This is a genomic window from Kitasatospora sp. NPDC093102, from assembly GCF_040683915.1.
Taxonomy (GTDB): Bacteria; Actinomycetota; Actinomycetes; order Streptomycetales; family Streptomycetaceae; genus Kitasatospora.
Map to the genome: position 1 here is coordinate 54,804 of NZ_JBFBFA010000031.1, position 24,284 is coordinate 79,087.

A 24,284-nucleotide genomic window follows, 5' to 3' on the forward strand; every position below is an offset into this window, starting at 1 on the left:
ACGCCGGACATCAGGGCGGCTCGGGCGACCACCAGGGCCCGCTCCCGGGCCCACGGGAACGGCCGGTCGACCACGTGGTCGACCGGCCGTTCCGTCCTGCGGAGAACCGGATTTCAGCGCCCGCCCCGTCCCTGCGCCGGCGGGGGCCTCACGCCTCCGGCGGTGCGGGCTCGGTCAGCCCTGCTGCCAAGTGGCGCCCGCGCCGGTGAACCCGCCGGTGACGCCCTCGTTGTCGGCATAGGTCCAGGCGGTGGCGTGGGAGAGGCCGTCGGGGCTGACGGAGGACTGGTTGGCGCCGAAGCCGGCGCCGTTCTGGTTGGCGGTGAAGTAGCCCTGGCCGAAGGACGCGTCCAGGCCCTCCTGGGCCGAGGCCAGGCCGGCACAGCCGATCACGAGCGGGGCGGTGATTGCGCCGACGGCCAGGACACGCTTGACAGCACGCATGATGGTCTCCTCCGTGGAGTTCGAGGTAGCAGGTGGCGGCGCCGATCGGCCCCGCCGGAACCAGCCAGACATGTGCCGCCACCCCTCGCAATCGATGCCGCAATCCGAACAGGCCTCACGGTCCGTCAAACACACCGTTCCGACCTGCGGAAATGGCCGATCGGGTGATCACCTTGCGAGGTCGTTCGGGCGGAGCAGGCACCGGCCCGGCGGCGGCTGACGGCCGGTCGGTCCGAGAACCGACCGGCCACCGGGCTCACCGGGCCGCGAGGGTCACTGGCCGGCCGCGCGGAGGAGCCAGTGGAGCCTGGGGATGCGGGAGTCGGGGCCGCTGAGCACCGCCGCGTCCGGTATCGGGCTCTTGGTGAGGTCCAGGTGCGCCGAGGTGTCCGTGTGGTTGGTCGGCAGGGTCCCCGAACCGTCCGAGGTCGTGCACCACAGGTGGCCGTCGTCGTTCGGGCGGAAGCCGCCCAGGGTGACGGAGCTGCCGTTCTGCGGATCCCGCGGGTGGGCCGCGCGACGCCCTCGGGTCGGCGGCCGAGCCGCGATGGCCGGGCCGGCCGGGCTGTCTGGGGGTGAGCCCCGGTGCGATGGCCAAGTCCCCTCCATTGCCCGTTCATCGGCAGGGCGATCGCCGAATCGGCCGGAATCGTTCCCCTTTCGGTCGGTCTGCGGAGTGGCGGCCGGAGCGGTGCCGGGCGGCTGCGGCAGGTACTCGGGCGGTGGTCCCGGCGCGTGCTGCCGGCCGGGGTGTGCCGAGGCGGCGGGGGCGTACTGCTCCCCGCCCCTCGGCGCGCCGGCTTCGCTACCGGGCGGCGACCGCCGGGCCGTCGCCGCCGCCGGTGCCGTAGTCGCCGGGCCGGCCGTCCTGGCCGGCCGCGCCGCCGCCGGGACCCCGGGCGTGCACGGTGAAGGAAGCCAGGCCCGCGGGCAGTGCCCAGGCCCCGGTGGTCCGGGTGGAAACCTTGTAGCGGTGCGGGCCGTCGTCCCGCTGGACGGGTGCGGCCTGGGAGGCCGTCGCGGCCAGCGCCGCGACGGTGGATGCGGTCGCCAACAGGCCTTGTCGGAAGAGCTTTTGATTGATCGTCATTAATGCGATGGTCTGGAACTCCGGCGACCTGGCGGCGGCTTCGACTCGTATTCACGCGAACGGGTGGTCGTGATCCGGCCGAGTTCGCGGCGGCCCCCGACGTGCTGCCGACGGGTCGCCCGGGGGGTGCCGGAGATCCTCCCTCGATCGGGGGAGGACCGCGCCCGGGACGCCCGGCGATACTGGCGAACATGATCAAGGGAATGCGGTTGCTGCTGCGCGGGTCGACGTATACGGGCGTGCTGTTCGCCGTGCTCGGCGCCCTGGCGGGGCTGCCGGTGGCGATGGTGGCGCTCGGGATGACGCTGGGGGTGTCGGGGCGGCCGGACGCGGTCTGGGTGGCGCTGCCGCTGTGGGCGGTGCTGCTCGGGGTGGCCGGACTGCCCCCGGTGGCGCGCCGGGTGCTGGCGGCAGGGGCGCGGCGGCTGCTGGGCGTCGCCGTGCCCGCCCCGGTGAAGGGGGCCGCGGCCGAGCGGTGGCGGACGCCGGCCTTCGTGGTGGTGCACGTGGCGCTGGGGTGGACGGTGCTGATCGGCGGCAGTGCGCTCGTCGTGACGGGGGTGGCACTGCCGGGGCGGTGGGCGGAGGGCTCCGCGCGGGTGAGCCTCTTCGGCTGGGGTACGGAGGTGACGGGCGTCTGGACCTGGGTGGTGGCGGCGCTCAGCCTGGCCCTCGCGGCGGTGCTGTTCGCGGGGGTGTCGGGCACACTGCGGTGGCTGGCACCCCGGCTGCTCGGCCCCTCGCCGGCCGAGCGGCTCGCGATGGCCGCCGAGCGGGAACGTCTGCTGGCCGAACGCAACCGGCTGGCCCACGAGTTGCACGACTCCATCGGGCACACCCTGACCGCCGCCACCATCCAGGCGGCCGTCGCCGGCGAGGTGCTGACCGCCGATCCGGTGGCGGCGCGGGCCGCCATGCGCAGCATCGAGGAGTCGACCCGGGCCGCGCTGGAGGACCTCGACTACGTGCTGGGCGCGCTGCGCGAGGAGCAGCCGGGCACCGCCCCGACCCGCACCCTCACTGACCTGCCCGAACTGATCGACCGGCTGCGGCACGCGGGCGCGGTCGTGGAGCCGCGGACCACCGGGGACCTGGCCCAGGTGCAGGGCACGCTCTCCCGGGCCGCCTACCGGATCGTCCAGGAGGGGCTGACCAACGCCCTGCGGCACGGCACGGGTGGGCCGATCGAGCTGCGGGTGACGGCGGGGCCGGAGGCACTGGAGCTGAGCGTGGTCAACGGGGTGGCGGGTACGGCCGCGCCGGGTTCGAGCGGCTTCCCGACCTCCGGCCACGGCCTGCCCGGCCTGGCCGAGCGGGTGCGGCTGCTGCACGGCGAGTTCGAGGCCGGCCCGTACGGCGAGGGGCAGTGGCGGCTGGCGGTCCGGCTGCCGGTGCGGTGGTCGGCGTGAGCGGGCCCGTCGCGGGCGCGTCCGACCCCGCCCCGGGCGCGCCGCCCGACGTCACCGTCCTGATCGCCGACGACGACCCCGTCACCCGCAGCGGGCTGAGCACCCTGCTGGGTGCCCAGCCGGGCCTCGCGGTGGTCGGGCAGGCCGCCGACGGGGTCGAGGTGGTCGAGCAGGTCGGGTTGTTGCGGCCGGACGTGGTGCTGATGGACGTGCGGATGCCGCGCCGCAACGGGATCGAGGCGACCCGCGAACTGCTGAGGGGGCAGGCCGACCCGCCCAAGGTCGTGGTGATCACCACCTTCGAGAACGACGGCTACGTCACCGCCGCGCTGAGCGCCGGTGCCAGCGGCTTCGTGCTGAAGCGGCTGCCCGTCCCGCAGATCGCCGAGGCGGTGCGGGTGGTGGCGGCCGGGGAGGCGGTGCTGTTCCCCGCCGCGCTGCGTCGGATGGTCGCGGCCCGGCCGCTGGACTCGGCCGAGGCGCTGCCCCGGGCGGGCCTGACCGGGCGGGAGGAGGGCGTGCTGCGGCTGATGGCCACCGGGCTGTCCAACCCGGAGATCGCGCAGGCGCTCGCGGTGAGCCAGGAGACGGTCAAGACGCACGTGGGGAACGTGCTGAGCAAGCTCGGCGCGCAGAACCGGACCCACGCGGTGGTGATCGCGTACGAGAGCGGGCTGGTGGTGCCGGGGCTGCCGGGGGCGTAGCGCCCTGGAGCGGGCCAGGGGCGTCGGCGAAGGGCCGGGGCTCCGACGGTGGAAGCCGTGCCGTACCGTGTGGGCTCGTGATGTCGAAGGATCGTGCACCCGTCGGGGAGGCGACCATGACCCGTGAGACCCACTCGCCCCGGGCGGCCCGAGCAGGCCGGCGGGGAGGCGCCGTCGGCGCCGGGCTGGCCACGCTGGGCCTCGTGCTGGTCGTGGTCGCGGTGTTCGTGCTGAACGGGATGGTGCCGGCGGACTCCGACGTCGGGTCGGTGCTCCGTACGGCGGAAGGCGGCCTGTTGGCCGGCCTCACGCTCGCGTGGGCCGCCTGTGTGCGTCGGAGTCTGCGCCGGCGCCGGTAGCCGTTCGCGTCCTGGTCCGCTACCTCCTCGGGTCGATCGGGGTGAGCACGCCGAGGCGGTCCTCGACCGCCTGGGCGGCGGCCAGGCAGAGGTCCTCGCGGAAGGCCCGGCCGACGAGTTGGACTCCGGTGGGCAGGCCGTCCGGGTCGAGGCCGGTGGGGACGGCGACGGCCGGGACACCGGCGAGGGTGCTCACCGAGCAGAGCCGCATGCCCGAGGCGACCCGGTCGCGGCCCGCCTGGTCCCGCGACTCCAGGCCGGGTTCGACCGGCGGCTCGGTGAACACCGGGCCCAGCAGCAGCGGGTACTCATGCAGGAACTCCGCCCACGAGCGGCGGATACCCATCCAGGTGCTCATCAGGCGGATCAGGCCGGGGCCGTCGGCGGGCGGGGCGCTGTGCATCGTCAGCTCGATGAAGCGGTCGCCGCCCTCGCCGAGCAGCTGCCGGACGGCGGGCCAGTTCGGCGCGAACTCGGTGACGGGGAGGCGGTGGTAGGTGTCGAACGCCTCGTCCATCCGCGGGACGTCGGGGACCTCCCGGACGTCGTACCCGGCGTCGCTCAGCGCGTCGGCGGCCTCGGCGATGGCGCGGCGGACGGTGGGGTGGACACCGTGACCGCCCGGGTCGGCGACGACGGCGACCCTGATCGGGCCGTCGAGCGGCTCTCCGTACAGCGGGACGGGTACGGCGCGCGGGTCGCGGAGGTCGGTGCCCGCCAGGGTCTCGTAGGCGAGCCGCAGGTCGGCGACCGTACGGGCGATCGGGCCGTCGGTGACCAGGCCTTGGGAGGCCGGGCCGGGGTCGTCCGGGCCGATCACGCGCTGGTCGGCGGGGAACCGGCCGGTGGTCGGATTGAGGGCGGCGACCCCGCAGAAGGAGGCGGGGACGCGGACCGAGCCGCCGGAGTCGTTGCCGAGCCCGAGCGGGGCCATCCCGGCGGCGACGGCCGCGCCGTCCCCGCCGCTGCTGCCGCCGGGGGTGCGGCGGGCGTCCCAGGGGTTGCGGGTGTCGCCGTACAGCTCGCTGCGGCTGTGCATCCCGGCGACGATCAGGGTCGGCATGTTGCTGTGGCCGATCGGGATCGCCCCGGCCGCGCGCAGCCGGGCCACCGGGACGGCGTCGGCGGCGGCGACGTGGTCGCGGAAGTGCGGGGTGCCGAAGGTGGTGGGCACTCCGGCGATCGGGGTGCTCTCCTTCACGGTGAACGGCACGCCCGCGAGCGGGCCCAGTTCCTCGCCCGCGGCCCGGCGGCGGTCGGTGTCCCGGGCGGCCTCGCGGGCGCGGTCGGCGAGGAGCTGGGTGACGGCGTTCAGGTGGGGGTTGACCTCGGCGATCCGGGCCAGGTGGCTGTCCACCACCTCCAGGGCCGACGCCTCGCCGGTGCGTACGGCGGCGGCGAGTGCGCTCGCGGGCTTGCTCCACAGGGGCATGGGGGTCTCCTCGGTTCTCCTCGGCCTGCTTCCGATGCGGTCGCATCGGAACCGAACCATAGCCCGGGAACCGATACGCTTGCATCGGAATATCGGAAGACGTGGCGAAGAGGAGACCGGAGATGCCGAAGCAGGTGGATCACGAAGGCCGGCGCCGGCGGATCGCCGAGGCCGTCTGCCTGCTGGTGGACGAGCACGGGCTGGAGGGCGTCACCCTGCGGGACGTCGCCACCCGGGCGGAGGTCTCGATGGGGGCCGTCCAGCGTTGCTTCCGCACCAAGGAGGAGATGCTCCTGTTCGCGCTCACGCACGTCGGCGAGCGGGTCGCCGAGCGGGTGCGCAGCCGGCTCACGGCCGGCCCGGCGCAGTCGGCGGCCAGTGAACTCGGGCTGGTGGCGGGCGAGGTGGCGCTGCTGCGCGAGGAGGACCGGGCCGAGGCCAGGATCTGGCTCGCCTTCGTCGCCGGGGCCGCCGTCAACCCGGCGCTGGCGGCGGCCCTGCGGAGCAGCTACGCGGCGCTGGAGGAGCTGATGGTGCGGCTGGTCGCCGAGGCCGCGGGCGGGGCGGTGATCGGCGGATCGGTGATGGGCGGTGAGGCCGCCGGCGGGGCGGTGACGGCGCGGACCGAGGCCCGTACGCTGCTCGCCCTCGCCGACGGGCTCACCGCGCACGTCCTGGTCGGGCACCGGACGGTGGCGGAGGCGGAGGAGGTCCTGCACGCCCACCTGGCCGGGCTCTGGGAGCGCTGCTGACCGGCCGGGTGACCCCGGCACCGATGGCACCGATGGGACGCGACCGGCCGCCGGACCCGGCGGGCCCGATCGGGCCCACCCGGGCCCGCCGTGGGGAATCCCCGTTGCCGGGCGGCGGGAATCCCTGTTGCCAGCCGGTGGGCCCGGCGGCGAGGATGCCGTTCGTGTCCGAGACGGTGTTCGAGACGGTGCCCGACGGGCCCGGGCTGCGGCCCTATCCCAAGATCCCCGCCCGCGGCCGCTCCGGCGGGCCCGGCAGCCGCGAGTGGACCGCGGCGGAGAAGGTGCACGGGGCGCACTTCGCCGTGGTCTGCGAGGGCGGCTCGGTACGGGCCGCGAAACGGCGTGAACTGCTGGACGACGAGGGACTGGACGGCTTCTTCGGCGTGAGCCGGATCTGGCCCGAACTGTCCGTCGCGGCGGCCCGGTTCGCCGCCGCGGTGCGCGCACCACGGGGCTCCACGGCCGTGGTGACGGTCTACGGCGAACTGGCCGGCGGCCGCTACCCGCACCCCGAGGTGCCCGCCGTCCCCGGGGCCGACCCGGTCCAGACCGGCGTCTGGTACGCCCCCGGCCTGCGCTGGCTGCCGTTCGACGCCACCGTCGAGACGCCCGAGGGCCGTTGGTGGATCGCCGACCGCACGCTGCGCACGGCCGCCCGGGCCGCCGGGCTCACCTGCGTGCCCCTGCTCGGGCACGGCCCCCTGAACACCCTGCACGACCTGCCGGTGCGCTACCCCACCCGGGTGCCCGCCCTGTTCGGCCTGCCTGAACTGCCGGACAACCTCGCCGAGGGGTACGTCCTCAAGCCGGCCGGCGAGTGGCACGAGCCGGAAACGGCCCGTCCGCTGGTGAAGGTGAAACAGCAGGCCTTCGCCGAGGACGACCGCTACGACGGCGCCCGCCCCTACCTCCCCCCACCGGAGGGCGCGGCCGGCGTCCCCGCCTGGCTCCTCGTCCAGGCCTCCGCCCTGCTCACCCCCACCAGGGCCGCGGCAGCCGTCAGCAAGCTGGGACCGCGTACCGCTGTCGAAGCCGTGGCGGAGGAGATCGCGACGGACGTGGCGGAGGAACTCGCCGAGGCCGTGGGAGGGCTGGAGGGATCCGCCCTGGCCGCCCTGCGGCGGGCGCTCGAACCGGGGGCGCGGTCCCTGGCCTCCTTCGACGCGCAGGACCGGCGCGGAGCCTGAGCGCGGGTGGCCGGCGCGGCGCCGTACCTCGATCGGCCGCGCCTTCCGGGGGCGCGGAAAAATTCTTCGGGAAAGGTCCCGGCCGATGTCGAGGCCGGGTTCCGCCGCTCCGACTGAGAGGTGACAGCGCGCCGACGGGGCGCGTGGGACAGAGGGGACACCCGAGATGAAGTACGTCGCGATGATCTACGGCAACCAGGCCAAGTGGGACTCCTTCCCGGCCGAGGCGTGGCCGGAGGCGATCGCCAAGCAGGAGGCGTTCAACACGCGGTACCGGGAGAGCGGGGAGCTGGTCGGCGCGTACGGGCTGGCGGACGCGGCGGCGGCGCAGCTGGTGCGGCGGGCGGAGGGGGTGCCGGTGGTCACCGACGGGCCGTACCTGGAGACCAAGGAGTACCTGGCCAGCTTCTACCTGCTGGACTGCGAGAACCTGGAGCGGGCCCAGCAGATCGCGGCGGACATGCCGTTCGCGGACGTGGAGCCGGTGGAGCTGTGGCCGATCCTGCACGAGTCCCCCGCGAGCGACCTCCCGGCATGCGGGTGAGCGGCACGACCGACGGTGCCGTCGAGGGCCTGCTGCGCGAACTGGCGCCGCAGGTCCTCGGCGTGCTGGTGCGGCGGCACGGCGGGGCGTTCGACGCGTGCGAGGACGCGGTGCAGGAGGCGCTGCTGGCCGCCGCGACGCAGTGGCCGGAGGGCGGGGTGCCGGCCAACCCGCGGGGCTGGCTGGTGACGGTCGCGGACCGGCGGCTGGTGGACCAGGTGCGCAGCGAGTCGGCGCGCCGCCGCCGGGAGGAGGCGCTGGCACTGGCCACGCCGCACTCGGCGCTGCTCGCCCCGGCGGCCGACGCGCCCGATCCGGCGGCGGACGACTCGCTCGCGCTGCTGTTCCTCTGCTGCCACCCGGCGCTGTCCGTGCCGAGCCGGATCGCGCTGACCCTGCGTGCGGTCGGCGGCCTGACGACCGCGCAGATCGCGGCCGCGTTCCTGGTGCCGGAGGCGACGATGGCGCAACGGATCAGCCGGGCGAAGCAGATGCTGAAGGCGGCGGCCGGGGCGGACGGCGGACGGCTGGCGCTGCCGGAGGGGGAGAGCGGCGCCGCGCGGCTGGGCGAGGTGCGGCACGTGCTGTACCTGGTGTTCAACGAGGGCTACACGGTGAGCGGCGGCGAGGAGCTGACCGCGCCGCGGCTGTCCGTCGAGGCGATCCGGCTGACCCGGTTGCTGCTGCGGCTCGCCCCCGGGGACGCCGAGACGGCAGGGCTGCTCGCGCTGATGCTGCTCACCGACGCCCGCCGGCCGGCCCGCACCGGGGCGCACGGCGGGCTGGTGCCGCTGGAGGAGCAGGACCGCGGTCGCTGGGACCGGGAACTGCTGGACGAGGGGATGGAGTTGATCGCCTCGGTGCTGCCGCGCGGGCAGGCCGGGCCGTACCAGGTGCAGGCCGCGATCGCCGCGGTGCACGGGGAGGCGGCGACGGCACGGGAGACCGACTGGCCGCAGGTCCTGGTGCTGTACGACCTGCTGCTGCGCCTCGACCCGAATCCGATGGTCGCGCTCAACCGGGCGGTCGCGGTGGCGATGGTGCACGGGCCGGCGGCCGGGCTCGGGCTCGTCGCGGAGCTGGCCGCGGACAAGCGCCTGGCCCGCCACCACCGGCTGCTCGCCGTCCGGGCCCACCTGCTCGACCGGCTCGGCACGGACCCGGCGGGCGCCGCCCGCGCGTACCGGGAAGCAGCGGCCCGTACGGCCAGTGCGCCGGAGCGCCGTCACCTGGTGGCCCGGGCGCGGCGGGTGGAGCAGGCGGGGAGCGGAGGGGCGACCCGGTAGGCGGCGGGGTCGAGGGCGGGTTCAGACGGCGTCCAGGAGGCTTCCGCGTTCGGCGGGAGGGGCCCATCATGGGCTCCCGGTCCCGGCAGAACCGCCCCGACACCGTTCCAGGGCCGCCCTCAGGAGGCAGAAGAGATGACGATCCCACCCCCCGTTCGGATCCAGGCCGCCGTCGTCCGTGCCGCGTACGCCCTGCCGGAGGGCCTGCGGCGGGCCATCGCGGGCAAGCCGGTGGTCCGCGACGGGCAGACGCTCGCGCTGGACGCGCAGTTGATACTGAAGCTCCAGCGGCTGTCCAAGGCGGCCCTGGTGATGCCGGGCGGGGTCGGGCCGTCGCGGGCCGCGATGGAGCACGCGCGGCACCTGGTGGGCGGGCCGGAGAACCGTGCGGTGGCCGTGCGGAGCGTCGGCATCCCGCAGGAGCACGGCGAGCTGCCCGCGACGCTGTACGCCCCGGACGGGCTGGCGGAGGGCTCCGGCCTGCTGGTCTACCTGCACGGCGGTGGCTGGGTGGTCGGCAGCCGGGCCAGCCACGACCACGTCGCCCGCTTCCTCGCCTGGCGGGCGCGGGTGCGGGTGCTGTCCGTGGAGTACCGGCTGGCGCCCGAGCACGTGTTCCCGGCGGCGGCCGAGGACGCGCTGGCCGCGTTCGACTACGCCCACGCGAAGGCGGCCGACCTGGGCGCGGCCCCGGAACGGATCGCGGTCGGCGGGGACAGCGCCGGCGGCAACCTGGCCGCCGTCGTCGCCCGGGAGACGGTCCGGCGGGGCGGCCCCGCTCCGGTGTTCCAGCTGCTGCTGTACCCGGCGACCGACGCCTCGACCCGGCGCCCCTCGCGCGGACTGTTCGCCGACGGGTTCTTCCTGACCAGCGCGGACATGGACTGGTTCGCCGACCGGTACGCGCCCGCGCCCACCGACCGCACCGACCCGCGGCTGTCGCCGCTGCTCGCCGAGGACCTGACCGGCCTGCCGCCCGCGTACATCGGCACGGCGGGCTTCGACCCGCTGCGCGACGAGGGCGAGGCGTACGCGCGGGCGCTGGAGGAGGCGGGCGTCGCGGTGCGGCTGAGCCGGCAGCCGGACCTCATCCACGGGTACGCCAACTACATCGGCATCGGCCACCGCTTCCGGGAGGCGACGGCCGAGGCGGCGGAGGCGCTGCGGCAGGCGATCGGCGGGTAACGAGCGGGGCGGGAGCGGAGGGGCGGGACCCTGCGGGCGGGTCCCGCCCTTCGCCGTGTCGTGGGGCGGGCAGGGGCGCGAGCCGTACGGCCGCGCGCCGGATCACTGCTGCGCAGGGGGTTCTCGGCGACCGGCTCTTATTGTACTGTCCGTCTAATAAGCGGGTGAGCGGGAACCCGCAGGGGCAGGCACCTGGAGGCAGCCATGGCTCTCACCCGGCAGACTGAGCGCGGCCACACCAACGCTGACGACGACGTCTCGAAGCGGCTGCTGGAGTCGGCCGCCACCCTCTCCTTCGACCCCTCGGCCGAGATCGACTGGGACGCCCCCCTCCCGGAGGACCACTACGGCCTCAACCCGGAGTGGAGCACCCTCTACGGCACCCGGCTGTGGGACGAGATGACCGAGCGGCAGCGGGTCACGCTCACCCGGCACGAGGTCTGCTCGATCATGAACACCGGCATCTGGTTCGAGATGATCCTCCAGCAGATGGTGCTGCGCGATCAGTACCTCAAGAACCCCGCCAGCGCCGAGTTCCGGTTCGCGCTCACCGAGATCGCCGACGAGTGCCGCCACTCGATCATGTTCGCCCGCGCCTGCGAGAAGATGGGCGTCCCCGCGTACCGGCCGAACAAGGTGATCGCCCAGGCCGGGCGCGCCTTCAAGGCGCTCGCCAAGGGCGAACTCGCCTACGGCGGAATCCTGGTGGCCGAAGAGGTGCTCGACGTCATGCAGCGCGACTGGATGCGCGGCGAGAACGTGCTGGAGATCGTCCGCGGCACCTCCCGGATCCACGTGGTCGAGGAGTCCCGGCACATGAAGTTCGCCCGGCAGGAGGTCCGCGAGCGGATGCGCCACGCGAGCCCGGCCCGCCGGCGCGCCTCGGCCACCGGCATCGCCGTCGGCGCGTACGTCATCGTCACCAGCATGGTGCACCCGGGCGTGTACAGGGCCGCCGGGCTCGACGTGCAGCGGGCGCTCGCCGAGGTGCGGGCCAACGAGCATTGCAAGGCGATGATGCGCACCAGCTCCCGGCACCTGATGGCCTTCCTCGCCGAGACCGGGCTGCTCACCAGCCGCTCGGCGGCCGTCTACCGCCGGGTGCACATGCTCTGACGGTCCGGCACGACCGGTCCCGACGGACCGGCACGACCCGCCCGTCCCCCATCCCCCACGCGCAGCGAGGACCCCACCCCGGCCATGGCCTACGCGATCACCCAGACCTGCTGCAACGACGCCTCGTGCGTGTCCGTCTGCCCGGTCAACTGCATCCACCCGACCCCGGACGAACCGGAGTTCGGCACCACCGACATGCTGTACATCGACCCGCGGGCGTGCATCGACTGCGGCGCCTGCGCGGACGCCTGCCCGGTGGACGCGGTGTTCCCGGTCGACCGGCTGCGCGGGCCGGACACCGTGTTCGGCGACCTCAACCGCGACTGGTTCCGCGACCACCCCAACGACCACGCCTGGGGCGCACCCAGCTTCCCGCGCAGCCTGCCGGGGGAACTCGGCGCGCTGCGGATCGCCGTCGTCGGCACCGGCCCCTCCGCCGGGTACACGGCGCAGGAACTGCTGCGCAGCACCAGCGCCGAGATCACCATGATCGACCGGCTGCCGGTCACCGGAGGCCTGCTGCGGCACGGCGTCGCGCCCGACCACCAGTCCACCAAGAGGATCGCGGAGAGCTTCGCGAGCGTCTTCCACGACCCGCGGCTGCGGATGCACCTCAACGTGGAGATCGGCACGGACGTCACCCACCAGGAGCTCGCCGCGCACCACCACGCGGTGGTGTACGCGGTCGGCGCGGCCGCCGACCGCCGGCTCGGCATCCCCGGCGAGGACCTGCCGGGCAGCCTGCCCGCGACCGCCTTCGTCGGCTGGTACAACGCCGAACCGACCGTACCGGCCGACGCGGTGGAGCTGTCGGCGGAGCGCGTCGTGGTGGTCGGCAACGGCAACGTCGCGGTGGACATCGCCCGCATCCTGCTCACCGACCCCGACCGGCTCGCCGCCACCGACATCGCCGACCACGCCCTGGCCGCGCTGCGCCGCAGCCGGGTCCGGGAGGTCGTGCTGCTCGCCCGGCGCGGGCCCGAGCAGGCGGCGTGGACCAGGGCGGAGTTCCTGGCGCTGCGGCAGCTGCCGGGCGTCGAGGTGGTGGTGGAGGACCACCCGGAGGTGCGGGCGGCGATCGGGGTGGCGGGAACCCGCACGCAGTCGCCGGCGGGCCCGGGGACGCAGGCCGGGCCGGACTCGCGGGCGGCACTGCTGGCGGGGCTGCCGCTGGTGCCGTACGACGGGGCCGCGGAGCCCGGACCGGGGCGGCGGATCGTGCTGCGGTTCCTGTCGGCGCCGGCCGAGCTGTCCGGGGACGGTCGGGTCGAGGCGCTGACCGTCGAGCGGACCACCCTGGCGGCGGACGGCCGGGTCGCGGGCACCGGGGCGAAGGACGTGCTGCGGGTCGGCCTGGTGGTGCGCTCCATCGGGCACCGGGGTGTGCCGCTGCCCGGGCTGCCGTTCGACGAGCGGGCCGGGACGGTCGCGCACCGGGACGGGCGGGTCGTCGACCCGGCGACCGGCCGGCCGCTGCCGGGCACGTACGTGGTGGGCTGGGCCAAGCGGGGGCCGTCCGGCGGGATCGGCGCCAACCGGGCCTGCGCGCGGGAGACCGTGGGCGCGCTGCTGGACGATGCGGCCGCCCGCGCGCTGCCCGTCCCGGGGCCGGGTCGCAGGGACTTCGAACGGCTGGTGCGGCACCGGCGGCCGGACGCGGTCGGGCTGCGGGAGCTGCGGGCGGTGGACCGGGCGGAACGCGAGCGGGGCGAGGCCGAGGGGCGGCCCCGGGTGAAGCTCGCCACCGTGCCGGAGCTGCTGGCGGCGGGGCGGCGGCGGTAGCGGTACCGGGGGAGGGCAGGACGTGCGCAGGAAGTCGGGTGGGCCGGCTTCCTGCGCACCCGGCCGCTCCCCGTACGGGGTTGACCTGCGGCATGGGGGTTGACGTGGCCGTGTCCCGGTGCGGGCGGGTGCGTTGGGTGGGTGTGAGTGGTTTTGGGAGGCTGCCGGTACCGGACCGGCAGCCGGGTGAGGAAACGATCCTGCATGACATCCCGAGCGGGGCGGAGCGGCCTTCGGCGCCCGGTCCACCCGGGACGGCGCCCGGCCCGGACGCGCCCATCTATGCCGAGCTGGCCCGGCGCTGGCAGGCCGAGGGGCGCTCCGTCCCCGGGCTGCCCGATCCGGTCTGGGAGTCGCTGGCCGCACCGGCCGGGGCTCAGCCGGCGGCGTCCGGCCCGGGCCGGAGCCCGGCATGGGGTTCGGAGTGGAACCCGGGGGCGGGCTCGGAGCGGAACCCGGGGTAGAGCCGCCGCGCCCAGCGGCGGAACAGGCGGTCAGCCGACGTCGCGGGCGGTGGTGCCCAGGGCCTCCAGGTTCCAGGTGAGGACCCGCCGGGGGTGCACCCGGATGACGTCCCGGCTGAACCGGTCGGGCGCCACCGGCGGGACGTCGACGGTGCGGACCTCGGCCCGGCCGCGGATCTCCACCCCACGGCCCCAGCCGCCCGCGACCGGATCGTCAGCGGGGGCCAGGTCGTCGATCAGGACGGAGACCTCGGGACGGTCCCGGGCGTTGCGGTACTTGCGGCTGCGGGCGTTGTCCGGTCCGCCGATGTCGATGGTGCCGTCCTCGTTGAGGCGGAAGCCCACCGGCCTGACCTGCGGGGAGCCGTCCGGGCCGATGGTGGCCAGGCGGGCCAGCGGCCGGCCGGCGAGGTACGCGCGCTCGCGCTCGGTGAAGACCATGCGGCCACGCCAGGACCTCAAGCGCCCTTCAGGTCAAGGGCGTTCGGCGGTGTGCCCGCGCTCCCGCCAGGAGCGCCTCAGCTCCGCCCAGCGTTCCGTCTGCTCCGGTGTCAGGGTGCCGCGGAGTTCGGCGAGCTTGAGGAGCTGGGCCTCGGCGTCGGCGCCCAGGGGCTGGGCCTCGGCGCGGTAGTGGTCGGTGAGCAGGGCGTCGAGTTCGGGGCGGGTGAGGGCGGGGTCGAGGCGCTGGGCGAGCTTGGCCATGTTGCGGTAGGAGCCCTGGAGCAGGAAGGGGGGTTCGGTGCGGGTGCGGTCGTCCTGGGCGGCGGAGGCCAGGTAGGCGCTGTTGACGGCCAGGACGGTGGAGCGAAGGTGGAGCAGGCCGGCCAGGACGGCGGTCATCCGCTCGACCTCGGCGGCGGGCCAGGAACCGGCCAGGGCGCCGCCGGGCAGACCGCCGGCGCGGGCGAGCAGGGTGTCGAGGTCGGCGCGCTCGGCGGTGGCGAGCGGGGCCAGGTGGCGGCTGGCCGGCAGGGCGTTCTCGACGAAGCTGAGCGCGAAGAGGTCCTCGCGCCCGGCGACGGCGTCGCCGAGGTTCCACACGTCGGCGCGGTTGGCGAGCATGTCGGGCAGCCGGAAGAGGCGGCCGGACTCGGTGTACGGGTTGGCGGCCATGACGACGGCGAAGCGCTTGCCGCGCAGGTCCCACTCGCGGGCCTCGCCGTCCCAGACGCCGTCGATCCGGCGCTGGGCGTCGCACAGCGGGATGAAGCGCTGGAGGAACTCGGGCGAGGTGTGCTGGACGTCGTCCACGTAGAGCAGCACGTTGTCGCCCGCGTGCAGGGCGAAGTTGAGCTTCTCGACCTCGCGCCGGGAGGTGGCGTCGGGGGCCTCGGCCGGGTCCAGCGAGGTGACCCGGTGGCCGAGCGCGGGGCCGCTGACGGAGACCAGCAGCAGGCCGAGCCGCTCGGCGAGGTACTCGACCAGGGTGGTCTTGCCGTAGCCGGGCGGGGAGACCAGCAGCAGCAGGCCGCTGCGGTCGACCGGCCCGCCGGGCTCGGCCGTGCCGAGCTGCTTGGCGAGGTTGTCACCGACCAGCGGCAGGTAGACCTGGTCGATCAGCCGGTTGCGGACGAAGCCGTTGAGCGGGGCGGGCCGGTACTGGTCGAGCCGCAGCCGGGCGTGCTCGGCGGCCAGCAGTTCGCCGCGCAGCCGCTGGTAGGCGCGGTAGCCGGGCACCTCGACCTGCTCGAACTCCCGGACCCGGGCGAGCAGGTCGTCCAGCCGCAGGTCGAGTGCACCGCCCGCGAGCCGCGGGTGGTCACCGAGCAGCCCGGTGATCCGGGTGGCCACCGCCCCCTCCGCGGGCCGGCGCGGCAGGGACGGGCAGAGCAGCACGGCGGCGGCCTCGGCGAGGTCGGCCGGGTCGGCGTCGGCAGCGCCCGACTCCAGCCAGGCGGTGGCGAGTTCGCGCCGTACGGGCAGGAGCGCGGGCTCCTCGGGCAGGGCGGCCAGCGCCTCGGTGAGGCCGGCCGACTCGGGTGCGGCACGGAACTTGTCGAGCAGTGCGGCGGCGCCCGCCGAGTGGGCGAAGCTGGGCGTGGCGGCGGCCAGTTCGGCCACCAGGTAGGGCCCGGCGGGCTCCGCGCCCGGGGTGAAGTCGGCGACGGCGGCGCTGAGTTCGGCGGCCAGCGCGTCCAGCGCGGCCTGCGCCGGGGCGCCCCCGAAGGCGTCCCGGGCCAGGCCCAGCGAGCGGGCCCGGGTGTGCCAGAGCAGCCGCTGCCGCTCGTCGGCGCCGTGCGCCCAGTACAGCTGCGCGGCCGCCCGGGCGCTCGCCGGATGCCGCAACATCCCGGCCTCGGCGCCGAGTTCGAGCAGCGCGCGGAGCAGCAGCGCCGCGTCGTGGTCGTGCACGCCGCGCTGGTAGCCCTCGTCCGGCCGCTGCTCGGCGGCGCGCCGGACGTACTCCAGCAGGTCGCCGTCCGCGGACAGCGACCCCGCCTCGGCGGCCGGCAGCAGACTGGCCGCGAGGTACTCGGCGCGGTACAGCTGCGGGGTCTCCGAGGGCAGCGGGCGGTCCCAGTACCGCTCGGTGGCGGCGAAGGCCGGGTCGGTGACGGGGGAGCGGTAGTCGGTGCCGGTGAGGGTGAAGGCGGGGCGGCCGCGCCAGGGCACCAGGGCGAGTTCGGGGCGCTGGGTGGTGACGGCGAACAGGTGCCGGCCCAGCCGCAGGGTGCCGGGGCCGTCCCCGGCGAGTTCGGCGCGGTCGCGCAGCGCCCGGTGGGCGCGGCCGCGGGCGGCGCGCAGCCGTCCGGTCAGTTCCTCGGCCCGGACCCGGTCGCCGAGCGTGGTCAACTGCCCGGCCAGGTCGCGGAGTTTGACGGCCGTCGGGTCGGCGGCGAGGGCCGCGTCGATCTCGGCGGCGGTGTCCAGCGCGGCCAGCCGGCGGTGCAGGGTGTCGAGGATGCGCCCGGCGGAGGCGGCCAGCCGGTCGGCGCGCCGGGCCCGCTCCTCCAGCAGCTGCTGGCGGCGGGCGGTGAGCGCGTCGTGGATCTCGGTGCGCCGGTGGCCGAGCTGCTCGCCGAGGGCCGGGTCGGCGTCGGCGAAGCGGGTCTCCAGCTGCTCGATCCGCAGCAGCAGCCGGCCGAGCTGCTCGTCGCAGGCCTCGGGGGTGTCGGCGGCGGCGAGCGCGGCGGTGGTGGCCTGGCCGAGCAGGGCGGTCTCGGCGGCGAACTCGGCGGCGGCCTCTCGGGTGCGCAGCTCCCGGCGACGCACGGTCAGCGCGGCCCGGGCCCGGTTGAGCAGCCCCAGCACGTCGGCGAGCCGGTCGAGGATCGCGGTGCGGGTGGTGGCGTCGGCCAGGTCGAGGGTGCCGACCAGCTCCGAGACGGTCTGCAGCGCCTCGCTCTGGGCGACCAGTTCGACACCCAGCGGCTCCGCCTCGGCGGCGGTGGCGATGGCGGCGCACCGCTCGGCCAGCTCACCGGCCCGCTGCCGGTGCGGCGCGAAGGCGGTCGGTTCGGCGAGCCGGCCGACGGCGCGGTCGGCGGCCTCGGCCAGGCCCTCGGCGAGGTGTACGGCGAGCGCGTCGATCCGTTCCGTGTCGGCGCGCGGCAGGTCGCGCAGCGCCTCGACGCGGCCCTGGGCGCGGCGCAGCCCGGCCAGCCGGTCGACCCACTCGGTGGCGTCGGGCAGGGTTTCGCCGCGGGCGGTGCGCAGCAGTCCCTCGACGTGCTCGGCGGCCTCGTCGGTCTGCCGGGTGGCGTGCGCGGTGAGCTGGGCGACGGCCTCGTACTCGGCGATGACCTGCCGGGCGGTGTCGCGGATCTCGGCGAGCGGCGCGGCGAGGTCGCCGAGGCCGCTCTGGCCGAGCCAGTGGTGCCGGTCGGCGGTGCGGGTGCAGGCGGCGAGGACGGCCTGGTGGCCGGCCGGGGTGTCGGCGCCGGCCGCGGCCAGCCGGGCCAGGGCCAGGCAGTCGGCGAGGCCGCGGACCAGGTCGGCGTTGCCGATCCGGGCCAACGGCCCGCTGCCGGGCGGCTGTTCGGCGGCGAAGCGTTCGCTGGTGAACGGGGTCTGCCAGAGCTGGACGGGGTGCAGCCGGGTGGGCCCGTCCTCGGCCGGGCGCAGGGCGACGAGGGTGCCGTCGGCGAGCAGCGCGTAGCCCTGGCAGGGCAGCGGGGCGGAGGCCTCCTGACGGACGCTGTTGTACGGCTGGAGCAGGGCGCGGCCGTCGGCGGGGGAGCGGAACTCGTACAGCACGTCCTCGCCGTTGGGCGACAGGAGGGTGCGCTCGTACACCAGGCCGTCGACCGGCTGGTCGAAGGTGCGCACGGTGCCGTCCACCAGGTGGCAGCCGCCGGGGAAGGCCACGCCCTGGTCGGCGGGCAGCCGCAGGCAGGCCTGGCCGAGCGCGTCGATCCGGGTGACCGTGCCGGTGGGCAGGTGGACCACCAGGTGCCGCTCGGTCTCCTCCTGGTACGGGCGCACGCGCACCAGCAGCAGGGTGCCGAGCCGGGCGTGGGCGATCCGGGCGTCGGCGAGGGTCTGGAGGGCCTCGACCAGCGGTTCCCGGTGCAGCTCACGGCCGTCCGGGGCGGCGATGGTCAGCCGGCCGCCGTCGACGCCGACCAGCAGTTCGCCGGCCAGGTCGGCGCGGGGCGGGCGTCCGGGGCCGGCGGGCAGCTGGTCGTCCCGGGTGAGGGTGGTCCAGGGCAGCTGCCGGCCGTCGGCGGGGGTGTGGTCGCGTTCGCCCCGCCCGTCCAGGTAGCCGGGCCGGGCGTCGTCCAGGCGCCAGCGCAGCACCCGGACGTCGGCGGCGGCCGGGCCGGTGCGGAAGACGGCGAGCAGCCGGCCGTCCACCGGGCGCAGCCGCTCCAGCCGGGCGTCGCGGAAGTAGCGCCGCAGGTCGGTGAGGTCCTGGCGCAGCCGCGGGTCGTCCAGCAGGGTGCCCTCGGCGGGAGCGGGGGAGAGGTCGGGGTGGTGCAGGCCGAGGACGTCGGTGAAGTCCCCGGCGTCGGCGGCGGGTTCGGCCGCACGGGTGCCGAGCAGCAGCAGCCCGCCGGCGGCGGTGAGGTCCTGGGGCAGGCAGGCCCGGGCGGTGGTGAGCCGTCCGGTGCCGGCCAGCCGCAGCTCCCCGCCGCCGAACTCGGCGACCCGGCGGGCGTTCAACGCCTGGGCCCGGTCGGCGAGTTCGGCGGCGGCTCGGGCGAGCCGGTCGCGCAGGACCTCGTAGGTTCCGGCGTCGAGCCGGGCGTCGAGGGCGTCCACGGTCACGGTCACGTTCCTCAGTTGACTCAGTTGAATCGGTCGACTCGGCTGCTCGGCGGACGGCAGATCACTTGGAGCCGTTCACGGCGGCGAGGCCACCGGCCGGCGCTCCGATCGGGGTCTCCGCGACGCCCAGCTGCCGTGCCGAATCCAGCAGCTGGCGCAGCTGACCGGCCTGGTCGCCGGCCCCCGAGCCGATCAGCTTCATCAGCAGGGCGGACACCGTCAGGTTCTGCACGTCGGCCGTGGAGACCGAGGAGAGCACCCTGGTGAGGTCCTCGGTGAAGCTGGCCCGCCCGTCCAGCCAGGGCCCGGCCAGGGTCTGCGCGGTCTGCGAGTGGCCGACGAAGGCGTCCAGGCTCTTGCCGGCCGACACCGACTGCACCAGCCTGTCGAAGAACGCCGAGTCCCCGCCGACGATGTCGATCTTCGCCTTCTCCAGCCCGGTCGCGACCAGCGCAGCCTGGGCCTCGGCGATCTGCCGCTGGGCGTCCAGCCCGGCCAGCCGGACGTCCTTCTCGGCGGCCAGCCGCAGGCGGTACTCCTCGTGCCCGCGCGAGGCCTCGTCCAGCTTGGCCATCGCCGCGGCCTTCTCGGTCAGGCCCTCGGCCTCGGCCTTCAGCTTGGCGCCGACCTCCAGTGCGGCGGCCTTGGCCTTCTCGGCCTGGACGGCGGCCTCGGCGCGGCCGACCTTCTCCACCGCCGCGGCCTCCTGCTCGCGGACCTGGACCCGGGCCAGGCCCTCGGCGGCGGCCTCCGCCCGGATGCCCTCGGCCATCCGGATCTTGGCGGCCGCGTCCAGCTCGGCGGCCTGCTGACGGGCCTCGGCCAGCACCAGCGCCTCGCGGGCCTTGTGCGCGGCGGCCTGCTCGGCGGCCTCGGCGGCCTTGATGTCCTTGACCAGCTTCTCCTGCGCCTCGGCCTCGGCCTGGATCACGACGGCCTTGCGGACCCGCTCGGCCTCCTCGGTGGCGCGCAGCGTCTTGACGGCCTCCTCCTGCTCGGCGACAGTGCGGTCCACCGCGACCCGCTCGCGGACCACGTCGGCAACCTCGCGCCTGGCGGACTCGACCTCCTTCTCCTTGGCGATCGCGGCGAGCTGGGTCTCCCGCTCGCGGCCGACGACCTCCAGCAGGCGGTCCTTCTCGATCCGCTCGTTCTCCACCGCGATCACCCGTTCGCGGTTCTTCTGCGCCACCGCGACCTCGCGGGCCTGGTTCTCCCGCTGCACCCCGAGCAGCTCCTCGGTGCGCAGGAAGGCGGTCTGGGCGTTCAGCCGCTCCTCCTCCTGCACCCGGGCGATCACCGCGTCCTCCTTGGCGCGCAGGGTCTCGATCTCGCGGCGCTGGCGGATCTCGGCGTCGGCCTGCCGGCGCTCCAGCTCCAGGACGGCCTCCCGGGCGTCCACGTTCTGCCGGGTGATCTCCTTCTGCTCGGTGCGCTGGTACTCGTTGGTGCGCACGTGCTCGATCGCGGTCAGCTCGGTGATCTTGCGGATGCCCTGGGCGTCCAGGATGTTGTCGGCGTCCAGCTGGTTCATCGGGGTCTGTTCCAGGTGGTCGATGGCCGCGTCCTCAAGGGTGTAGCCGTTGAGGTCGGTGCCGATGACCGCGATGATCTGGTCCCGGAACTCGTGCCGGTGGGTGTACAGGTCGGTGAAGTCCAGCTGCTTGCCGACGGTCTTGAGCGCCTCGGCGAACTTGACGGCGAAGAACTCCTGGATCGCCTGCGGGTCGCTGGCCCGGGCGGTGCCGATCGACTGCGCGACCTTGATGACGTCCTCGACGGTCTTGTTCACCCGGACGAAGAACGAGATCCGGATGTCCGCGCGGATGTTGTCCCGGCAGATCAGACCGTCCCGGCCGGCCCGGTGGATCTCCACCGTCTTCGCGGTGATGTCCATCAACTCGGCCTTGTGGAGCACCGGGAGGACGATCGCGCCGGTGAAGGTCACGTCCACCTTCTTCGTCCGGGAGACGATCAGTGCCTTGCCCTGCTCGACCTTCTGGAACAGGCGGCCCACGAACAGCAGCATGGCGAGCAGGATGAGCAGCACGACGGCGACGAGCACGCCGAAACCCACGGCGATGGTGTCCATCACGGAGTCCTTTGACGAGATGGCGAGTTGGTGCGAAAGAGAAGTGCGGTGAAGGAATTGACGAAATGTCAGATCAGTTCGGACGGCGGGTCGAAGGGCGCCACCAGGAAGTGCTCGCCCTCGGCGTCGTAGTCGAAGATCAGGGCGGTCCGTCCGGCCGTCAGGCCCGGTTCGGGCTCCGCCGTGCGGACCTGGACGGTCGCGGTGGAGCCGTCCTCCGCGGTGACCTCGGCCTGCCCGAAGTCGGCCGTCACCCGGCCGGTCCGGATCACGCAGACCCGGCCGACGAAGTCCCCCCGGGTGGCCGGCCGGTCCTGCGGGAACAGCCGAGACAGCGGCCGGACGAGCACCCGGGTGCCCGCCCAGGAGGCGACCAGCGCGACGGCGAACACACCGCCGCGCGCCGGTGCCCCCGAGGTGAGGACGGTGCCGGCCAGGCTGACGAACCAGGCGAGCGCGACCAGCAGCGACACCGCCACCGTCACGGGCACCCCGCCCAGCCCCAGCGCGTCCAGCACGCCCGTGCGGTGGCCGGCACCGTGCCGGTCGGACCCCCCGTCGCCTCCGTGCCCCCCGGCACCGTGCCCCGGATCTCCGCCGTGCCCCCCGTGCCCGGCACCCAGGTGATGCCCCCCGTGCCCGACGTCCACCTGGTGCCCGCCGCCGTGCCCCCCGTGCACGGCGCCGGGCACCAGGCCGCCGAACAGCATCAGCAACCAGTACCCGACCACCACCACCAGCGCGAAGCTGAACAGCGCCGTCGGAAAGGCCAGCGCGGCCGCGAAGAATCCCCCCATCCCGGCCGCACCCCCCGTCTCTCCGCCGGCGCCGTGCTTCGGCACCGGGGAGATCATGGCAGTGCCGGGGCCCGCGGCACATTGCCAGGATCCGGCAATCTTTACGCCCTCTTGACACCCTGGTACGCGCGGCCCGCGTGACACTGCAACAGCTCGGCAACAGGACGGCCGCCGGACGGTCGTGGCGGCGCCCCGCAGGTTCGGCGCGGCGGGACTACAGCGGTCGCTCCGGCCAGTTCAGCAGCCGTGCCCCCATGGCCGCCGTCTCCAGGGTGAAGCGGTGGAGCGCGTCCGCCGGGTCGTACCCGGTGAGCGCCTTGATCCGCTCCAGCCGGTAGCTCAGGGTGCGCACGCTCAGGCCCAGCCGGCGCGCCGCCTCCGCGTTCACGTACGCGGCCTCCGCCTGCACGGCGATGGTGTCCAGCAGCGGACGGGCGCCGCCGCGCGCCTCGGTCAGCGGGCCGAGCACGCTGCGCACCAGGTCGGCCATGGCCGCCCGGTCGCGCATCAGCACCGGGAAGACCAGCAGCTCCTCGGCCCGCAGCTGCTGGGCCGGCAGGTCCAGCCGGTGCGCGTAGTCCAGCGCGCCCAGCGCCTCCTCGTAGCTGCGCGGCACCCCGCTCGGTCCCGAGTGCCGGCGGCCGGTGGCCACCCGGCGCACCGGACGGTAACCGGGGCCGGGGCGCAGCGTCAGCTCGGCGAAGGCCTCCAGCACGGCCCGCTCGGAGTCCGGGGCGATGCACACCAGCCGGCCGTCCTTGCTGGCCAGCAGCACGTCCCGCTCGCCGAACCGTCCGGCCAGTTCCCGCTCCACCCGGTGCACCAGCGGATGCACGTCCCCGAACGGTTCGTCGCCCACCGCGACCGCCACCGTGTACGCGCCCGCCAGCCGCAGCCCGAACCGCTCCGCGCGCTCGGCGAGCAGCCCGAGGTCGCTGCGGCCGAACAGCAGGTCGTCGATGAACTCCCGCCGGGCCGCCTCCTCCTGGCGGACGGCGAGGCGCTGCGCCCGCTCGTGGCCCTCGCCCAGCGCGGCCAGTGCGGCGTGGGTGGCGGCCAGCACCGCGTCGCCCATCGCGCGCAGCTCGGTGACGCTGCTCGCGGCCGTCGTTCCGGGCAGGGTCTGCCAGGCCCGCCGGGCCGCGGCCAGACAGTGCGACACCACCTCGCGCAGCCCGTGGCCGGCCTCGGCGCAGTGCTCGCCGAGTGTGCGCAGGCGCTCCAGCTCGTCGCGGCGCAGCAGCCGGCCGGTACGGGAGACGTCGGCGAGCAGGACGAGGTAGACCTCGGCCAGCTCGGCGGGTATGTCGTACTCGATCTCCTCGGTCACCGTGTCCTGCCAACCCCCGTGCAGCCTGCTCATTCGGCGCTGAATTTATCAGGGCCGCCCCCGGAGGGGACCGCTGCGGCGGCCCCCGCGCCACCGGTCGCGCAGGTGCGGGACGAAGCGCGCTGCTGCCGTCGGTCCCTCGCCGCACGGGCAGCGCCGTCGCGCCGTCGCCGTGCCCTTCGGGGCGCCGTGGCCGGGGCGTCGGGAACGGGACGGAGGGATGCACCGATCGAGGCTTGCCCGGCGGCCCCCGGAGGGGTTACACATCTGGATGTCTCGCCGCGCGCCTGCGGATGTCCCCGTCTCGTCCCGGGTGCGGCTCCACCGAAAGGCCTCCCGCATGTCCCTGGTCAACTTCCGCGACGCCGCCGCCCTCGGCGACCCCGAGGGCCGGCGGATCCGCCCCGGTGTGCTGTACCGCTCCGCCCAGCCGTTCCCGGCCGCCGACGAGGCCACCGTCGCCCAGCTGCGCGGCTGCGACATCCGCACCGTCGTGGACCTGCGCGACCCGCGCGAGACCGACCCCGCCGACTGGGCCGCCGTCGAAGCCGCCGGGATAGCCGTCGTCGCCGCCCCGGTGAACCCCGCCACCGACGCCCTCACCGCCCGGATGAGCACCATGGCCACGGCCGCCGACCTGGGCGACTTCTACGTCCTGCTGGCCGAGTCCGCGCCCGCGGCGATGGCCGCCGCCGTCGAGGCCACCGTCCGCCCCGGCGCCGTCCTGCTGCACTGCGCCGCCGGCAAGGACCGCACCGGCCTGCTGACCGCCCTCCTGCTGGACCTCCTCGGCGTCCCCGCCGAGCGGATCGTCGCCGACTACACCCGCACCGCCGACGCCCTCCCGCAGATCTTCGCCGGCCTCGCCGAACGCCACCGCACCGCCCTCAACGACCGCACCACCTCCCGCGTCACCGATTCCCGGGGCCGCAACCTCACCATCCCGGCGCCCCTCCTGGAGGCCCCGGCCGAGGCCATGTCGGTCTTCCTCGACCGCGTCCACACCCACCACGGCGGCGCGGCCTCCTTCCTCCCCGGTTGTGGTGTCCCGGCGGCGACCCTCGGCGCCTTCCGCGCCAAGGCGGCCGTGGCCTGAG

20 protein-coding genes are annotated in these 24,284 nt (G+C 75.4%); 11 read left to right on the forward strand and 9 right to left on the reverse strand.

The window, feature by feature from the left end; translation table 11 throughout:
- Window positions 1-174: 174 nt before the first annotated feature.
- The 3 genes from AB0O11_RS28735 to AB0O11_RS28745 form a co-directional block, all read right to left on the reverse strand.
- Window positions 175-444: a hypothetical protein gene (locus tag AB0O11_RS28735; protein ID WP_363392566.1), complete on the reverse strand. Its 270-nt coding sequence runs from the start codon at window positions 442-444 to the stop codon at window positions 175-177.
- 273 nt (window positions 445-717) lie between these two features.
- Window positions 718-1,053 carry a hypothetical protein gene (locus AB0O11_RS28740; protein ID WP_363392569.1) on the reverse strand — a complete coding sequence of 112 codons (336 nt, stop codon included), beginning with the start codon at window positions 1,051-1,053 and terminating at the stop codon, window positions 718-720.
- A 196-nt stretch (window positions 1,054-1,249) separates the two neighbouring features.
- Window positions 1,250-1,534, reverse strand: a complete 285-nt coding sequence (locus AB0O11_RS28745; protein ID WP_363392572.1) for a hypothetical protein — start codon at window positions 1,532-1,534, stop codon at window positions 1,250-1,252.
- A 191-nt stretch (window positions 1,535-1,725) separates the two neighbouring features.
- Here AB0O11_RS28745 and AB0O11_RS28750 point away from each other — a divergent pair, with 191 nt between their 5' ends.
- The 3 genes from AB0O11_RS28750 (at window position 1,726) to AB0O11_RS28760 (ending at window position 4,006) form a co-directional block, all read left to right on the forward strand.
- Window positions 1,726-2,943, forward strand: coding sequence for a histidine kinase (locus tag AB0O11_RS28750; RefSeq protein ID WP_363392575.1), 1,218 nt, complete (start codon window positions 1,726-1,728; stop codon window positions 2,941-2,943).
- Window positions 2,940-3,647, forward strand: a complete 708-nt coding sequence (locus AB0O11_RS28755) for a response regulator transcription factor (RefSeq protein WP_363392578.1) — start codon at window positions 2,940-2,942, stop codon at window positions 3,645-3,647. The genes AB0O11_RS28750 and AB0O11_RS28755 overlap by 4 nt, the downstream gene beginning before the upstream one ends.
- A gap of 116 nt (window positions 3,648-3,763) precedes the next feature.
- Window positions 3,764-4,006 (forward strand): hypothetical protein, encoded by a 243-nt coding sequence (locus AB0O11_RS28760; protein ID WP_363392580.1) that lies wholly within the window; start codon window positions 3,764-3,766, stop codon window positions 4,004-4,006.
- A gap of 19 nt (window positions 4,007-4,025) precedes the next feature.
- Here the strand turns inward: AB0O11_RS28760 and AB0O11_RS28765 are convergent, their stop codons facing one another.
- On the reverse strand, window positions 4,026-5,438 hold the full coding sequence (locus tag AB0O11_RS28765; RefSeq protein WP_363392582.1) for an amidase: 1,413 nt from the start codon (window positions 5,436-5,438) through the stop codon (window positions 4,026-4,028).
- A gap of 122 nt (window positions 5,439-5,560) precedes the next feature.
- Between AB0O11_RS28765 and AB0O11_RS28770 the strand changes: the two genes are divergently transcribed.
- The 7 genes from AB0O11_RS28770 (at window position 5,561) to AB0O11_RS28800 (ending at window position 13,293) form a co-directional block, all read left to right on the forward strand.
- Window positions 5,561-6,190, forward strand: a complete 630-nt coding sequence (locus AB0O11_RS28770) for a TetR family transcriptional regulator C-terminal domain-containing protein (RefSeq protein WP_363392585.1) — start codon at window positions 5,561-5,563, stop codon at window positions 6,188-6,190.
- A 164-nt stretch (window positions 6,191-6,354) separates the two neighbouring features.
- Window positions 6,355-7,380 (forward strand): RNA ligase family protein, encoded by a 1,026-nt coding sequence (locus tag AB0O11_RS28775; RefSeq protein WP_363392587.1) that lies wholly within the window; start codon window positions 6,355-6,357, stop codon window positions 7,378-7,380.
- A 166-nt stretch (window positions 7,381-7,546) separates the two neighbouring features.
- Window positions 7,547-7,924 (forward strand): YciI family protein, encoded by a 378-nt coding sequence (locus tag AB0O11_RS28780; RefSeq protein ID WP_224282379.1) that lies wholly within the window; start codon window positions 7,547-7,549, stop codon window positions 7,922-7,924.
- Window positions 7,921-9,210: a sigma-70 family RNA polymerase sigma factor gene (locus AB0O11_RS28785; RefSeq protein WP_363392591.1), complete on the forward strand. Its 1,290-nt coding sequence runs from the start codon at window positions 7,921-7,923 to the stop codon at window positions 9,208-9,210. Before AB0O11_RS28780 ends, AB0O11_RS28785 begins: the two co-directional genes overlap by 4 nt.
- A gap of 135 nt (window positions 9,211-9,345) precedes the next feature.
- Entirely contained in the window at window positions 9,346-10,395 is a 1,050-nt protein-coding gene (locus AB0O11_RS28790; RefSeq protein WP_363392594.1) for an alpha/beta hydrolase, read from the forward strand.
- Between the two features lie 204 nt (window positions 10,396-10,599).
- Window positions 10,600-11,511: a diiron oxygenase gene (locus AB0O11_RS28795; protein WP_363392597.1), complete on the forward strand. Its 912-nt coding sequence runs from the start codon at window positions 10,600-10,602 to the stop codon at window positions 11,509-11,511.
- Window positions 11,512-11,595: 84 nt separating this feature from the next.
- Window positions 11,596-13,293: an FAD-dependent oxidoreductase gene (locus AB0O11_RS28800; RefSeq protein WP_363392600.1), complete on the forward strand. Its 1,698-nt coding sequence runs from the start codon at window positions 11,596-11,598 to the stop codon at window positions 13,291-13,293.
- A 494-nt stretch (window positions 13,294-13,787) separates the two neighbouring features.
- On the opposite strand, the gene AB0O11_RS28805 is transcribed toward AB0O11_RS28800, so the two are convergent.
- The 5 genes from AB0O11_RS28805 to AB0O11_RS28825 all read right to left on the reverse strand — a co-directional run bounded on the left by AB0O11_RS28805 (window position 13,788) and on the right by AB0O11_RS28825 (window position 23,220).
- Window positions 13,788-14,198: a PPOX class F420-dependent oxidoreductase gene (locus AB0O11_RS28805; protein WP_363392603.1), complete on the reverse strand. Its 411-nt coding sequence runs from the start codon at window positions 14,196-14,198 to the stop codon at window positions 13,788-13,790.
- Between the two features lie 33 nt (window positions 14,199-14,231).
- The gene (locus AB0O11_RS28810; protein WP_363392606.1) at window positions 14,232-18,974 is read right to left on the reverse strand and encodes a DNA repair ATPase; all 4,743 of its coding nucleotides are present in this window, start codon (window positions 18,972-18,974) and stop codon (window positions 14,232-14,234) included.
- 55 nt (window positions 18,975-19,029) lie between these two features.
- Complete coding sequence (locus tag AB0O11_RS28815; protein ID WP_363392609.1) at window positions 19,030-21,060, reverse strand: flotillin family protein; 2,031 nt, start codon at window positions 21,058-21,060, stop codon at window positions 19,030-19,032.
- A 68-nt stretch (window positions 21,061-21,128) separates the two neighbouring features.
- On the reverse strand, window positions 21,129-21,902 hold the full coding sequence (locus tag AB0O11_RS28820; protein ID WP_363392611.1) for a hypothetical protein: 774 nt from the start codon (window positions 21,900-21,902) through the stop codon (window positions 21,129-21,131).
- 169 nt (window positions 21,903-22,071) lie between these two features.
- Window positions 22,072-23,220: a helix-turn-helix domain-containing protein gene (locus AB0O11_RS28825; protein WP_363392614.1), complete on the reverse strand. Its 1,149-nt coding sequence runs from the start codon at window positions 23,218-23,220 to the stop codon at window positions 22,072-22,074.
- Between the two features lie 307 nt (window positions 23,221-23,527).
- Here AB0O11_RS28825 and AB0O11_RS28830 point away from each other — a divergent pair, with 307 nt between their 5' ends.
- Window positions 23,528-24,283, forward strand: coding sequence for a tyrosine-protein phosphatase (locus AB0O11_RS28830; protein WP_363392617.1), 756 nt, complete (start codon window positions 23,528-23,530; stop codon window positions 24,281-24,283).
- Window position 24,284: the final 1 nt, after the last annotated feature.

Coding starts and splice junctions, on each gene's coding strand:
- AB0O11_RS28735 (WP_363392566.1), bottom strand. CDS start 444: ATGCGTGCTGTCAAGCGTGTCCTGGCCGTCGGCGCAATCACCGCCCCG.
- AB0O11_RS28740 (WP_363392569.1), bottom strand. CDS start 1,053: ATGGAGGGGACTTGGCCATCGCACCGGGGCTCACCCCCAGACAGCCCG.
- AB0O11_RS28745 (WP_363392572.1), bottom strand. CDS start 1,534: ATGACGATCAATCAAAAGCTCTTCCGACAAGGCCTGTTGGCGACCGCA.
- AB0O11_RS28750 (WP_363392575.1), top strand. CDS start 1,726: ATGATCAAGGGAATGCGGTTGCTGCTGCGCGGGTCGACGTATACGGGC.
- AB0O11_RS28760 (WP_363392580.1), top strand. CDS start 3,764: ATGACCCGTGAGACCCACTCGCCCCGGGCGGCCCGAGCAGGCCGGCGG.
- AB0O11_RS28765 (WP_363392582.1), bottom strand. CDS start 5,438: ATGCCCCTGTGGAGCAAGCCCGCGAGCGCACTCGCCGCCGCCGTACGC.
- AB0O11_RS28770 (WP_363392585.1), top strand. CDS start 5,561: ATGCCGAAGCAGGTGGATCACGAAGGCCGGCGCCGGCGGATCGCCGAG.
- AB0O11_RS28780 (WP_224282379.1), top strand. CDS start 7,547: ATGAAGTACGTCGCGATGATCTACGGCAACCAGGCCAAGTGGGACTCC.
- AB0O11_RS28790 (WP_363392594.1), top strand. CDS start 9,346: ATGACGATCCCACCCCCCGTTCGGATCCAGGCCGCCGTCGTCCGTGCC.
- AB0O11_RS28795 (WP_363392597.1), top strand. CDS start 10,600: ATGGCTCTCACCCGGCAGACTGAGCGCGGCCACACCAACGCTGACGAC.
- AB0O11_RS28800 (WP_363392600.1), top strand. CDS start 11,596: ATGGCCTACGCGATCACCCAGACCTGCTGCAACGACGCCTCGTGCGTG.
- AB0O11_RS28805 (WP_363392603.1), bottom strand. CDS start 14,198: ATGGTCTTCACCGAGCGCGAGCGCGCGTACCTCGCCGGCCGGCCGCTG.
- AB0O11_RS28815 (WP_363392609.1), bottom strand. CDS start 21,060: ATGGACACCATCGCCGTGGGTTTCGGCGTGCTCGTCGCCGTCGTGCTG.
- AB0O11_RS28825 (WP_363392614.1), bottom strand. CDS start 23,220: ATGAGCAGGCTGCACGGGGGTTGGCAGGACACGGTGACCGAGGAGATC.
- AB0O11_RS28830 (WP_363392617.1), top strand. CDS start 23,528: ATGTCCCTGGTCAACTTCCGCGACGCCGCCGCCCTCGGCGACCCCGAG.